Source organism: Akkermansia sp. N21169, from assembly GCF_029854675.1.
Classification (GTDB): Bacteria; Verrucomicrobiota; Verrucomicrobiia; order Verrucomicrobiales; family Akkermansiaceae; genus Akkermansia.
The window spans coordinates 169,384-181,120 of sequence record NZ_JARWNC010000040.1; the positions used below are offsets into that span (position 1 = coordinate 169,384).

13 protein-coding genes are annotated in these 11,737 nt (G+C 52.3%); 9 read left to right on the plus strand and 4 right to left on the minus strand.

From position 1 onward, the window contains the following. Positions 1-70 precede the first annotated feature (70 nt). Positions 71-421 (plus strand): NTF2 fold immunity protein, encoded by a 351-nt coding sequence (locus tag QET40_RS09890; protein ID WP_280127003.1) that lies wholly within the window; start codon positions 71-73, stop codon positions 419-421. A gap of 86 nt (positions 422-507) precedes the next feature. Here QET40_RS09890 and QET40_RS09895 read toward each other — a convergent pair whose 3' ends face one another. After that, positions 508-1,368, minus strand: a complete 861-nt coding sequence (locus QET40_RS09895) for an FHA domain-containing protein (protein ID WP_280127004.1) — start codon at positions 1,366-1,368, stop codon at positions 508-510. Between the two features lie 120 nt (positions 1,369-1,488). Here QET40_RS09895 and obgE point away from each other — a divergent pair, with 120 nt between their 5' ends. The 7 genes from obgE to QET40_RS09930 all read left to right on the plus strand — a co-directional run bounded on the left by obgE (position 1,489) and on the right by QET40_RS09930 (position 8,205). Continuing rightward, complete coding sequence (gene obgE, locus QET40_RS09900) at positions 1,489-2,544, plus strand: GTPase ObgE (RefSeq protein ID WP_280127005.1); 1,056 nt, start codon at positions 1,489-1,491, stop codon at positions 2,542-2,544. Positions 2,545-2,578: 34 nt separating this feature from the next. Continuing rightward, entirely contained in the window at positions 2,579-3,733 is a 1,155-nt protein-coding gene (locus QET40_RS09905; RefSeq protein WP_280127006.1) for an aminoglycoside phosphotransferase family protein, read from the plus strand. Between the two features lie 30 nt (positions 3,734-3,763). Further along, complete coding sequence (locus QET40_RS09910; protein ID WP_280127007.1) at positions 3,764-4,468, plus strand: ElyC/SanA/YdcF family protein; 705 nt, start codon at positions 3,764-3,766, stop codon at positions 4,466-4,468. Positions 4,469-4,577: 109 nt separating this feature from the next. Beyond that, entirely contained in the window at positions 4,578-5,384 is an 807-nt protein-coding gene (locus tag QET40_RS09915; RefSeq protein ID WP_280127008.1) for a hypothetical protein, read from the plus strand. A gap of 94 nt (positions 5,385-5,478) precedes the next feature. Then, on the plus strand, positions 5,479-5,997 hold the full coding sequence (locus tag QET40_RS09920) for a MarR family transcriptional regulator (protein WP_280127009.1): 519 nt from the start codon (positions 5,479-5,481) through the stop codon (positions 5,995-5,997). 66 nt (positions 5,998-6,063) lie between these two features. Continuing rightward, positions 6,064-6,990 carry an NAD-dependent epimerase/dehydratase family protein gene (locus tag QET40_RS09925; RefSeq protein WP_280127010.1) on the plus strand — a complete coding sequence of 309 codons (927 nt, stop codon included), beginning with the start codon at positions 6,064-6,066 and terminating at the stop codon, positions 6,988-6,990. Between the two features lie 372 nt (positions 6,991-7,362). Beyond that, on the plus strand, positions 7,363-8,205 hold the full coding sequence (locus QET40_RS09930) for a hypothetical protein (protein ID WP_280127011.1): 843 nt from the start codon (positions 7,363-7,365) through the stop codon (positions 8,203-8,205). Between the two features lie 22 nt (positions 8,206-8,227). On the opposite strand, the gene QET40_RS09935 is transcribed toward QET40_RS09930, so the two are convergent. Together QET40_RS09935 and QET40_RS09940 are read right to left on the minus strand one after the other, a co-directional pair. Beyond that, entirely contained in the window at positions 8,228-8,854 is a 627-nt protein-coding gene (locus QET40_RS09935) for a DUF3313 family protein (RefSeq protein ID WP_280127012.1), read from the minus strand. Between the two features lie 225 nt (positions 8,855-9,079). Then, a complete protein-coding gene (locus tag QET40_RS09940; RefSeq protein WP_280127164.1) occupies positions 9,080-10,324 on the minus strand; it encodes a peptidase U32 family protein in 1,245 nt (414 codons plus the stop codon). A gap of 428 nt (positions 10,325-10,752) precedes the next feature. Between QET40_RS09940 and QET40_RS09945 the strand changes: the two genes are divergently transcribed. Continuing rightward, the gene (locus tag QET40_RS09945) at positions 10,753-10,941 is read left to right on the plus strand and encodes a hypothetical protein (protein ID WP_280127013.1); all 189 of its coding nucleotides are present in this window, start codon (positions 10,753-10,755) and stop codon (positions 10,939-10,941) included. A 90-nt stretch (positions 10,942-11,031) separates the two neighbouring features. On the opposite strand, the gene QET40_RS09950 is transcribed toward QET40_RS09945, so the two are convergent. Then, complete coding sequence (locus tag QET40_RS09950; RefSeq protein ID WP_280127014.1) at positions 11,032-11,670, minus strand: lactate utilization protein; 639 nt, start codon at positions 11,668-11,670, stop codon at positions 11,032-11,034. Between the last annotated feature and the right edge of the window lie 67 nt (positions 11,671-11,737).

Below are 11,737 nucleotides of genomic sequence, written 5' to 3' on the forward strand. Positions count from 1 at the left end.
GAAGGACGGTTGTTTATGAGAAATAACCTCAACTTCCTTGGACAGAACATCAAAGATAAGGCGTTCTATCATGGATCAATGGGAAATATTTTCGTGTTGTTTGGCTGCTGTGTGTTTGGGGGGAGTGGTTTCTCGCAGCGAGGGTGCGGAAGAACATGGGAATCGTGCTGCGACCACGGAACGAAAGCCTGTTGTGAGGAATTTAAACCTGCGGGAGAAAACGGCTGTAAAACTTGCAGAAGTAATTCTGGAATCTGTTTACGGCGAAAATGTTTTGAACCAACGTCCGTGGAATGTCACGGATCTCGGGGAGAGTTTCCGTATTGTAGGAACGTTTCATGGGGATGGCGTCGGCGGTGTGGCCGAGATCGTCATCAATAAAGCCGATGGAAAAGTCATTTCATATACACACGGCAAATGAAACGCCCGGACGAAGATAGTTTGGAAGAGCCGGAGAGGAAAGGGACCGTTTCTGTCTTAACCAGATCGAATGCGGTACAGGTAGATTTATTCGTCAGCTTCCGGGGATGATGCCTGGGCATCGGTATCGCGGATGGCTTTGACGCGGTCGAGTTCAGCCTGGGCCTGCTGTTTGTGCTGGGAAAGAGTCTCCTTGGGGGAGTGAATGTCCATCATGACCATGGGAAGGAGTTCCCCGGTGTTGGAATAGTATTTGTAAGTGACGCCGGTACCGATTCCCAGGACGAACATGATGAGGGCGTAGAGGATCATGGCCGGGTAGTTGCTTTTCGGTGCGGGCGGCGCGTAGCGGCGGGGCAGCGGGGCTGCCTGTTCGTCTTCGTCCGGAGTGGCTCCGTAGTGAAGCTGTCCGTATTCGGGATGGGCGGGGTCTGTGGAAGGCAGGGCAATGCCGTGGACGGTTTCCGGCTGGGGAGCGGACGAGATCAGGGTTTCGCGTTCGGGAACGACGGTGTCGGAGGGCTGGTCGTCTTCCAGATTCAGGTCGGATAAGTCGACAAAGTCGTCGTCTGCGGCGGGTGCTGCGGGTTGTTGTGCGGGAGTTTGCCGGCCGGAAGCGGCTTTTTCCGCCTCGAGGATGGCTTTTTCCTCATCGGAGGCAAGTAGTTGGACGGAGGCTTCGCCGAGCAGGACTTCTCCTCCGGGGGAAAGGGGGGCCTGGGTGAGGAGCTGTCCCCGGTAGATGACGCCATTCGTAGACCCCATGTCTCTGACTTCGTAGCCTCCCGGTACGCGGACAATCGTGCAGTGCATGGAAGAAACGGAGCCGATGGGCAGGCAGATGTCGGCCGCTTCCGACCGTCCGATGGTGGCGGAATAATCCTTGTCCATGGACAGGTGTACGGGCGGTAGGGACAAGCCGGGGGCGGTGATTTCTAATGTCGGCATGGCGTAAGTGGTATGAATAATGGCTTAATTGCCGGTAAAATCAATCTTAAAGAATTGGTTAGGACACAAAGCTTCCGGGGTGGAACTTGCTATTTGCCGTAAATCCGGTAAAATATGTTCATGTTTGTTGATCACATTCGCATCTTTGCCAAAGCGGGCAAGGGAGGAAACGGTTCCGCCAGCTTCTACCGGGGTAAATTCAACCCCAAGGGCGGGCCGGACGGAGGAGATGGCGGAGACGGAGGCAGTGTGATCCTGGAGGTGGATCCGCATACGAATGACCTGCGGAAATTTTTCTACGATCCCAAGTTGATTGCTACGGAAGGCGTTGGCGGCAAGGATTTTAAAAAACACGGCAAGAATGGGAAATCCGTGATTGGCAAGGTGCCTCCCGGTACGCGCGTGTACAGGACGAATGCTTCCTCTATGGCGGAGGCTACTTATCTGGACCGTTCCGATGAAGACGCTTTGGAGATGGAACTCGTTGCCGACCTGACGGAAGTCGGGGATAAGTTTGTCTTGTGCCAGGGCGGCAAGGGAGGACGGGGAAATTGGCATTTTCGTTCTCCTACCAATCAGGCACCCAAGGAGGCCGAAGCCGGAACTCCTGGCGAGGAAGGGGTGTTTTATTTTGAACTGAGGCGAATTGCCGATGCCGGACTTGTGGGATTTCCCAATGCTGGCAAGAGTACGCTGCTGGGTGATATTTCGTCCGCGAAACCGAAGGTGGCCAATTATCCTTTCACGACGCTCCAGCCTATCGTCGGCGTGGTGGAGTTCGACAACCACCGCCGTTGCATTGTGGCCGACATTCCGGGCTTGATCGAGGGGGCGCACCAGAACCGCGGTCTCGGCCACGAGTTCCTGCGCCATATTACGCGCTGCAAGGTGCTCCTGTTTGTGATTGATATGGCGGGCAGCGAAGGCCGCGACCCGATCGTCGACCTGGAGCAGCTCCGGACCGAGATCAAGCTGTACGACGAGGAACTCGCCAAACAGCCTTGGATGATTGTGGCCAACAAAATGGACTTGGAAGGTGCGGAGGAAAACCTGGAACGTTTCCGCATGCGTTTCCCGAAACTTGATATTGTTCCTATTTCCGCGATGGAGCAGACGGGGCTCGACTTGCTCAAGAGTAAGTTGAACGACCTGGTTGCCTATCAATTTGCCCGTTAAGGGGTGTTTCGAACTATAAACTTTAGAGGTCAAGATGGAATCTGTTCCGACGAATCAAACGAAGGTAGCCGACCGGGTTCTGGCCCGGATTGCCGAGATTGGAGATATGTTTGCCATCGAGGGCGAATTTGTGGATGGCAAGGAGATCCAGAGCGGGCACATTAATACGACGTATTGTGCGACGTATCGTAAAAGCGACGGGACGGAGGACAGGTACATCCTCCAGAAGATCAATAGCAATGTCTTCAAGGATCCCCGTGCCGTCATGCGCAATGTGGAGAAGGTGACGCGCCATATCAACTGGAAGGTGCTGCGCCGCCGTACGGATTCCGCCGGACAGACGCTGAATTTGTATCCTGCCCGCGGGGGCCGCAACTATATCGAATTGCCCGGCGACGGGATCTGGCGCTGCTACAACTACATCGAAGGAACCCACACGTACGACATTGCGGAGAATACGCGCCAGGCCTATCAGGCCGGCTATGCTTTCGGGTCTTTTCAGGATTTGATCAGCGACATGAATCCTTCCGACCTAGTCGAGACGATTCCCGGATTCCATGATACGCGCAAGCGTTTTGACCGCCTGATGGAAGTGGCGAGACTGGATCCCGTCGCCCGTCTGGAGTCGTGCCGGGAGGAATTGGATTTTATCCGGCAGAGGGAGAAGGATGTCGATGTTTTGCTCGACCTGCAGAAGGCAGGCCGCCTGCCTGTCCGCATTACGCATAATGATACCAAGATTAACAACGTCATGCTGGATGAGGAAACCGACCAAGCCGTTTGCGTGATCGATTTGGATACGGTGATGCCGGGGCTGGTGCTTTACGATGTCGGGGATATGGTTCGGACGGTAACGACTCCGGCTGCCGAGGACGAGGAGGATCTCTCCAAAGTCCGTTTCCGCATTTCCATGTTCCAATCGATCATTGAAGGTTATCTGGATGCGGCCAGCGGTTTCCTGACTCAGGAGGAGATCGACTTTCTGGCGTTTTCCGGGAAGCTGATTACGTTGGAAATCGGAATCCGCTTCCTAACTGACTATTTGGAAGGCGACGTATATTTCAAGACATCCAAGCCGGATCACAATCTGATCCGCTGCCGCACCCAGTTGAAACTGGTATCCTGCCTGGAAGCCCAGATGGAGGAGATGGAGAAGTTTGTCCAGAAACGGGCGAAGGCAATCAAGTAAAGCCGCCCGGCTTTTTCCCGAACCGGAATCATGCAGGGATGTACGGAACAGACCCAGCCACGGGAGAAGAGTGTTTCCCCTCCCTTCTGGAAACGTGTGCTTTCTGTTCTGTGGCGAAGCCGCTGGCTGAGATGGGGGGGCGGTGTTTCCGTGGCTTTGGTGTTGCTCCTGATGCTTGTGTCCGAGAGCTATGTATTTGTCCAGTCGCATGACCGCATGGTGGATTCTCCATCGGGACTTCCGAGCAATTCCGTGGGCTTGGTGCTCGGTTGCTCGCCGATGGTCGGCAAGCATGTGAACACCTCCTTTGTCAACAGAATCAAAATGGCAGCCGAGCTGTGGAAATCCGGCAAGGTGTCTTCCTTGATTGTTTCCGGAGATAACCGTTTCCGGTACTACAATGAGCCGCGGGAGATGAAGAAGGCGCTCGTTGAACAGGGTGTCCCGGAGGATAAAATTGTGTGCGACTATGCCGGACTGCGCACGCTCGATTCGATCGTGCGTGCTCGCGACGTGTTCCACGCGGAGCGTATCGTGATCGTCTCCCAGCCCTACCACAACGCCCGGGCTCTGGCGATTGCCGCTCACCATGGCATCAATGCCTGGGCTTGCAATGCACCGGACACGAGCACGCGCAAAACGCAATTGCGCATGTGGCTGCGCGAACGCGCCGCCCGGATCCTGATGTTTTTGGATTTGTGGGTGCTGGGAACCTCTCCGCATTTCGGCCAATGATGAAGAGAGGGAGGGCAACAGCATGGAGCGGATGGGGGAGGAGGAGATTTGATTGTTATTGCCTTCCTGTGTATTGTATAGTAATCACACGGTATCCGAGACTATCCTTATGAAATGTTTCTCTTCGATTTTGTCTGTTGTTTTGTCTGTTTTCCTGCTCGTTTCTTGTGGGACTGATTTATATTTGGATCAGCCTGTTCCGGCCAAGATCAACATGGGGCATGGATCCAAGGTATGTGTGACGTCGTCCTTTTCACGGTATTCCCCGGAATTAGTGAGCCAAGTGGAGAAGCGTTTGATCAACAGCGGGTTCTATACGGTTGCCAATTCTCCGGCATGGGCCGACTCCGTGTTGCATCTCGATCTGGATGTGTACCGGGACAGAACTTACGATTCCGATGACCACCGCGACAATAAGAAGGACAAAAAACATCACAGCTCTTCTTCGGATCGTTACAATGTCCACCTGACCTGCCGTGCCGTATGGCGGGATGGCAGTGTCCTGGGGGTGAAAACCTATTCGGACTACTTCTATGGCAAGGAGAATTTCCCGGCATCTTCCCTGGCTCGGGAGATTACGGACGATTTGATCCCCCACATGGGCTCCTATAGCGTCAATATCGATACGTCCAGTGAGAAACCTCTGTTGGAACAGGTCGCCAATGCGTGCAAGGCCGGCAATTGGTCTCAAGGCGAGTCCATCGCTCTCCAGTATGTCAGCCAGACGAATGATCCCGAAGGATATTTTCTGCTCGGTGTGATTGCCCGCAAATCCGGAAATGAGAGCAAGGCTGACAATTACTTCCGCCAAGCTGCTTCCCTGGCTCCCGGGACAAGCAAATATGCCAGGGAACTGGAACGGGGAAACGAATTGCGTAACCGGCGGCAAATGATGGATGCCCAGACCGGCGAATAACTCGATTCCCTGTATTCGGCTCTTCCAAATTGGTTCATCAAGAAAAATCATTTTTTTTGTTGCTTAAATTTCAGAAATTTCAGAAATTATATCCATGGAATTGAGCCAGGTCCAAATCCGTTTTATTGAAAAGTGGGGAGATATGGGATCCCGCTGGGGAATCAACCGTTCTGCGGCGGCTGTACATGCGTTGCTATATCTATCTCCGGAGGAGATGACTGCCGAGGATATTTCGCTGGCTCTGAGTATGGCGCGTTCCAATGTGTCGCAAGCATTAAAGGAGTTGGAAGGATGGGGACTCGTTCTCAAAGAAAGCCGGATCGGGGATCGTAAGGCGTATTATTCCTGTGTATCGGATGTTTGGGAAATGGCCCGTCTGATTGTGGAGGAGCGCAAGAAACGTGAAGCGGACGGCGTTTTGAAATCGGTTGCCGAATGTTTGTCCATGGCTCGTGAGGCTAAGGATTCTTTTGCCGAGAAACGATTGGAAGCAATGGAGGAAATCCTCCGAAAGGGATGTGACCTGGCGGATCTTGCCCTCCGGTGCAAGCCTGCCGTATGGCGTATGGCCATGAAAACCGTTGCCAAATTGTTTCGGTCGGTCGGACATTAAACGGAGCGATGGATTAAACGGGTAATCATGTAGCAACAAAATTCTGAAATTACAGAAATAAGAGAAATGAAGGCGAAAGCATTAGCAATTACAGGTGTTCTGGGGTATAGCGGCCGTTATATGGCCGGAGAAGCCCGGGAACGAGGATATCGCGTGCTGGGGTTGACGAATTCCAGATACCGTTCCAATCCCGGAAACATCCGGTTGGCTCCTTTGTCGTGGGATGACCCGGCGAGGCTGGCTGCGTCGTTACAAGGGTGCGATGTCTTGCTCAATACCTACTGGGTACGTTTCAATCATAGAAAGTTTTCCCATGAGCAAGCCGTGGCGCATACGAAGATCCTCTTTCATGCGGCACGGGAGGCGGATGTGAAAAGAATTGTGCATGTGAGTATTACGAACCCCGACCCTCAGAGTGGTCTGTCCTATTTCCGCGGCAAGGCGCAGCTGGAAGAAGAGTTGGCTTCCCTGGGGGTCCCGTTCAGTATTTTACGTCCGGCTGTCCTGTTTGGAGAGCAGGAGGGAGAGGATATTCTGCTGAATAATATGGCGTGGGTCTTGCGACATTTTCCTCTTGTACTTGTGTTTGGGAAGGGCGACTATGAGGTACGCCCGATCCATGTCCGGGATTTGGCTCAATTGGCTGTCCGCGAAGCCGGGCGAAACGATACGGAGAACTTGGTGATTGATGCTGTCGGTCCGGATTCCTTGACCTTCCGCGGTTTGTTTGAGGAATTGGGACATGCCATAGGAGCTTCCCGCCCGGTTATAGGGACTCCGTACTGGGCGGTTCCCCTGGTACATGCGGCGACAACCCTGCTTGGTTTTTTGCACGGTGACGTGATGCTGACGCGAGATGAAATACGCGGATTGACGGAGAACCGTCTGGCTTCCTCGGCTCCTGCCTCAGGGACAACCAGTCTGCGTGCATGGATAAGGGAACATGGCGCTTCTCTGGGACTTGCCTATTCCAGTGAATTGGCCCGGCGCTAGGTTAGGATTCTTGCCGGAAGTGTAGTCCGCTGACGACTTGTTTTCGGATAGAAATGAACCATAGAGAGCGTAACAATAGTGATGACTACGTTTCCCGCAAAATTATTGTGGTCTCTCGTTCTTGCGATGATGGTCTTTTGGCCTTTGAGTTCCAAAGGCAGTGACTCGTTTCCTCTTTCTTTGGGCAAAGAACAGGAAGTGATCGAGTACAGGGCCTTGGTCTGGGTTGACAAAGGGAGTGTGGAACGATACGGAGGGGAAACAATTTTCCGGAAAAAACTGAATCGAATGTTTGCGCAAACGACGGAATTTTTTAATGAGAGCCCGAACCGGTTCCATTATTATTTTCGTTTTGTACCGGCCGGTCTGCGTATGTATGATACTCAGGGGGATCGGAACAGAATTGATTTTTTCAAGAAACAAGCTTTTGGCAAGCTAGATACGGGAATGTATGATTATGTCGTTTTTTTCGCCTTGGATGCAGTTGCCAGCGGAACATCTTGCGGAGGTGGTGGTGAAAGCGGGCAGTGTGTCGTGATGTGCTACCGGACATTGGAGGAACAGGCAAAAAATGGGGATATTTTCTCGAAGGAACCACCTCAGCAGGGTACATACAGTGATTTGGGACATGAGTATGGACATATGCGCGGAGCGACCGATCTCTATCAATATAAAATACTGGCGGAAGACAACCCTGTCAGCCATAAAGACTTGAATCCGCCTCCCTGCAATATGGGGACTGGTTTCCGGGTATGGAGTGACTATTGTTCCGCCCTGTTCAACTATACTGCCAGGCAAAAACAATTGGACCGGGAACTGCCGAAGAAGATTTTTCCGGAAAAACTCGTGATCAAAGTGATGAAACACGGACAGCTTGTGCCTGGGGCCAGCGTTAGGTTTTACGGCACGCGGGCGGGAGGTGCACACAACAGGAGGGATGTATACCCGGATGCCTTCCGAACATTCCAGACGGCCCCGAATGGAATGGTAGAGATCATGAATTTGTACGAACTCTATCATCCGGCTCCCGGAGCTCCCGGAACTCCTCCTAAACAGCCGGTGGATTTGTTCCCTTATTCCTATTGGTTTAGCTTTCTGGTCGAGGCTGTGTGTGGTGATACAAAAAGTTATGCATGGCTTCCGGAGTTTGTCCTTCAGGAGGACTATCTCCGGACAGGGAAGAAAAAGTATGAGCTGATTTTAAAAGTAGAATAAAAACTTTTTGGTGCGTTACTGACTACAGAGGGTTGAGACTGAACCAAGGACGTCTGATTTTGTGTTCGTGGGGAGTTGTGAAGATTTCACAGAATTGGTCGCACCAGATTCGAATGTGGCGGCGATGGTGGGCATAGTACTGGAAGTCTTTGGTGTCTACGAGGACGTAGGAAATGACGGATGATTCGTCCTTTTCGTAGTCGGCTACTTCAGCAACGAGTTTATTGGCGGGTGAAAAGAATTTAGCTCCCATGGAGATGGAACCGCCCGGGACAACCTGGGATAGGACGGCTCCGCTTCCTTTAAGATAGTGTCCCGCGATGAGCCCGGCTGCATTGGCCGTTACATTGGTAGGAGTAATGGAAAGGAGGGCGATCTGTACCCGGTAAGCATCCCGGGTAGGATGGTCGACGAGGTGGAAGGTGTTGTCCTGACGGTCCAGAATGGCTAGCTTTTCACGGAGTTGATGGTCGAAGTAGAGGCAAAGTTCCTCGACATCTTCCGCTTTTTCCGGATCTGTCGGATAATTGAGGAGAAAATGCGTGGTAACCGGCATCACGTAAATAGGTTGTGATTTTCCGTGTTGCCCCGTGATCCGTTCGTCCCAGTCCTTGTTGTCGCTGATATCCCAGTAGGAGTCGAAACTCATGCGTGCTTTATCGCTTGGCGCGTAGTGGGAGATGAATCCTGTCCTCGGTATTTGATCAAAGTCATGAGATGTGCACGATGAAAGGAAGCATGCCGCAAACAGTACGCCTGGGTGTACCAGCGGGACAATTTTGAGGAAGTGGATCATGACGGCACAACGAATGATATTCACACAAATTCGCAAATAAGCACATGAAATGCAACAAAAAATATGTTCTCTTGCTGCCTAGTCTTCCAGCGTGCGCGGTCGGAGATAATAGACTTTGTCGTTGCGGCGGACTTTGTCCGGGGAGAGGATGTAAATGGTTCTCCCTTTTTCCGCCAGCGGGACTTCTGTAAGACAGCCCGGATTCAGCTCGACTTTGAGAGAAACGGGGGTAAGTTCGATGGCTCCTGTAGTGGGACCTGTAATGAGGATGTCCTGTCCTGTTGAGAGGGGAGCGGCTTCAAGGAATATTTCTGCAATGCCGCTTTTGCGGAAGTAGTTGGTGACTTTGCCGATATGTACTTTGTGAACGGAGGCCCGGTTGACGGATGTGCCGCTCCATTCTCCCCAGGGTTTGCCGAGGTAGTAGCCTCCCTGCCAAAATCCGCGGTTGAAGACGCGGCGGAGGCGTTCCAGCCAAATTTCGACAAGATTGGGAGAGTAGGTTCCGTTCCGGCAGGCTTGGGCGGCTTCCTTGTACACGGATGTGACGGTGCGGACATAGTCCGACGATCTGCCCCGGCCTTCCAGCTTGAAGACGGAGACTCCGGCATCGAGTAACTGATCCAGAACGCCGACAGTGCAAATGTCTTTGGGAGACATGACGTATTTGTTGTCGATGACCATCTCATTCCCGGTTTCTTCATCGATGACCCGGTAGGCGCGGCGGCAGTTTTGGAAGCAGGCTCCGCGCTGGGCAGATGAGTTATAGGTCGCGAGACTCATGTAGCATTTTCCGGAGATGGCGACGCAGAGTGCTCCGTGGGCAAAAATTTCCACACGAAGGAGCTTTCCTTCCGGCCCGCAAATTTGTTCACGGGAGATGCCATCAATGATATGGCGAATTTGGGAGAGTGTGAGTTCCCGGGCAAGGACGACAACTTCCGCATATCGGGAGAAGAAGCGGACGGCAGCCATATTGCAGACGTTGGCCTGGACGGAGATATGGACGGGTAGGCCAATCGAGTGGGCATATTCGATGACGGCCATGTCGGAGGCGATGACTGCGTCGATTCCGGCATCGCGGGCCGCGTTACAGAGTTGTCGCACTTCTTCGAGTTCTTCATCATAGACGATGATATTGAGCGTCAGATAGGCTTTGGCTTCATGTTCCCGGCATTGGGATACGATCGCCGGCAGATCTTCCACCGTGAAGTTGACGGTGGCTCGGGAACGCATGTTCAGGGAACCGATGCCGAAGTAAACCGAGTCGGCTCCGGCATTCAAAGCGGCGGCAAGGGATTCGAACGACCCGGCAGGGGCCATTATTTCCACGTGGGAGGGCATCGTCATCGTGCGGGAAGCATAAGGGTTGGCTCGCGTTTTGGCGAGTGTATAGCGGAAGAATCCGACGGCTGATTCCCGTCATCCAATGATAAATCCTTACTCGTGGATGACGGTGACGAAAAAGAGATCGGTCTCGTTTGGATTTTTCAATCGTCCGCGAGGCAGTTTCTTGTAGATTCAAATAGTAGTTGAAAACTATTTTACAGTTACACCACAATATGGTGCGAGGTTCCATGGTGAAATTGACGGGAACTCGAGAGTACATGTTCAGAGAGACACCAGTGTTGAACGACGAACGAAGGTAACGTGAAAAAATGTTTTTGTTGTAACCTTTTCCGACTCCAAATCGTCATGAAGGTGTTGAACGAATTAACCGATTATTATTCATATCAAACTTATTAAAAGCCATGAACAACGATGATTTAAAGAAGGAACTGAATGAAGAAGAACTTGACGCGATTGCTGCCGGACGGGCGATGGTGCGCATTTCCACTGAAGGATTCGAAATGAACATTACTCAGGAAAAATACGAGAAGGTGATCTCTAAAGAGCCGGGTAAGTTCAAAGACTATAAGATCGAATTTTACGACAAGTGATTGAACGTCATTAACGCAAAACAAGCCTCTCGGAAAATAATTACTCCGGGAGGCTTGTTTATGTTCGGTAAAGTCGCTGCCGAAACGTTATTATAATCCTGCTTCTTCCCGGATAAGAATAACTGATATCCGGTGTTTGGGATAACTGCGAGCCATCGTCAGATAGGCATTGCAGAGGCGGTCGGGGGAATTACAATCGTGGCAGGTGCCCGTGACCATGCATGGAGTCTTGAAACCGGGGTGGCGTTTGGCATTGAGGGGAGCGATTTGCTGGAGGCGTTTCCGGGCTTCTTCCGGCGTCGGTGTTATTTTATTGATTCCTGCGACGAGGATGACGTGCCTGGGTCCGAATGCGATCGGAGCGATCCGGTTGCCGACCATGTCGACCCAGTACAAAGAACCATCGGCGCAGACGGCATTGATTCCCGTCAGGAAAAGATCGGCGGTCATCCCCTGGCGGCGAATTTCCCAGCGTTGCTCGCGCGGCATATCCGGTTGGAAACCGTCATAGAAGAGGATTGATGACTGTTGAGCCAGATATTCGAGAATACCCGTATTTCTCAAGGTCATGGAGTCTCCGTAACTGGCGCTGGCCGGTGCGAATTCCGTTACAAGGCGTTCCAGAATTTGCCGGGCTTCCATGGTATGATCGGCGATAAAGACGCGGAATCCGTGACGTTCGAGTTTGTTTTTGCTCTGTTGGAGCCATTCTTCGGGAAAGTTGTCCATGGGGAAAAGGGGGAAGCTGAACGGACCGGCAAATTGGCTTGCCGGTCCGTTTGTTGCACATAAGTGT

What these genes read in the sequence shown, in the direction of transcription:
- QET40_RS09890 (WP_280127003.1), top strand. Translation starts at nt 71, where the DNA reads ATGGATCAATGGGAAATATTTTCGTGTTGTTTGGCTGCTGTGTGTTTG.
- QET40_RS09895 (WP_280127004.1), bottom strand. Translation starts at nt 1,368, where the DNA reads ATGCCGACATTAGAAATCACCGCCCCCGGCTTGTCCCTACCGCCCGTA.
- obgE (WP_280127005.1), top strand. Translation starts at nt 1,489, where the DNA reads ATGTTTGTTGATCACATTCGCATCTTTGCCAAAGCGGGCAAGGGAGGA.
- QET40_RS09905 (WP_280127006.1), top strand. Translation starts at nt 2,579, where the DNA reads ATGGAATCTGTTCCGACGAATCAAACGAAGGTAGCCGACCGGGTTCTG.
- QET40_RS09910 (WP_280127007.1), top strand. Translation starts at nt 3,764, where the DNA reads ATGCAGGGATGTACGGAACAGACCCAGCCACGGGAGAAGAGTGTTTCC.
- QET40_RS09915 (WP_280127008.1), top strand. Translation starts at nt 4,578, where the DNA reads ATGAAATGTTTCTCTTCGATTTTGTCTGTTGTTTTGTCTGTTTTCCTG.
- QET40_RS09920 (WP_280127009.1), top strand. Translation starts at nt 5,479, where the DNA reads ATGGAATTGAGCCAGGTCCAAATCCGTTTTATTGAAAAGTGGGGAGAT.
- QET40_RS09925 (WP_280127010.1), top strand. Translation starts at nt 6,064, where the DNA reads ATGAAGGCGAAAGCATTAGCAATTACAGGTGTTCTGGGGTATAGCGGC.
- QET40_RS09930 (WP_280127011.1), top strand. Translation starts at nt 7,363, where the DNA reads ATGTATGATACTCAGGGGGATCGGAACAGAATTGATTTTTTCAAGAAA.
- QET40_RS09935 (WP_280127012.1), bottom strand. Translation starts at nt 8,854, where the DNA reads ATGAGTTTCGACTCCTACTGGGATATCAGCGACAACAAGGACTGGGAC.
- QET40_RS09940 (WP_280127164.1), bottom strand. Translation starts at nt 10,324, where the DNA reads ATGGCCCCTGCCGGGTCGTTCGAATCCCTTGCCGCCGCTTTGAATGCC.
- QET40_RS09945 (WP_280127013.1), top strand. Translation starts at nt 10,753, where the DNA reads ATGAACAACGATGATTTAAAGAAGGAACTGAATGAAGAAGAACTTGAC.
- QET40_RS09950 (WP_280127014.1), bottom strand. Translation starts at nt 11,670, where the DNA reads ATGGACAACTTTCCCGAAGAATGGCTCCAACAGAGCAAAAACAAACTC.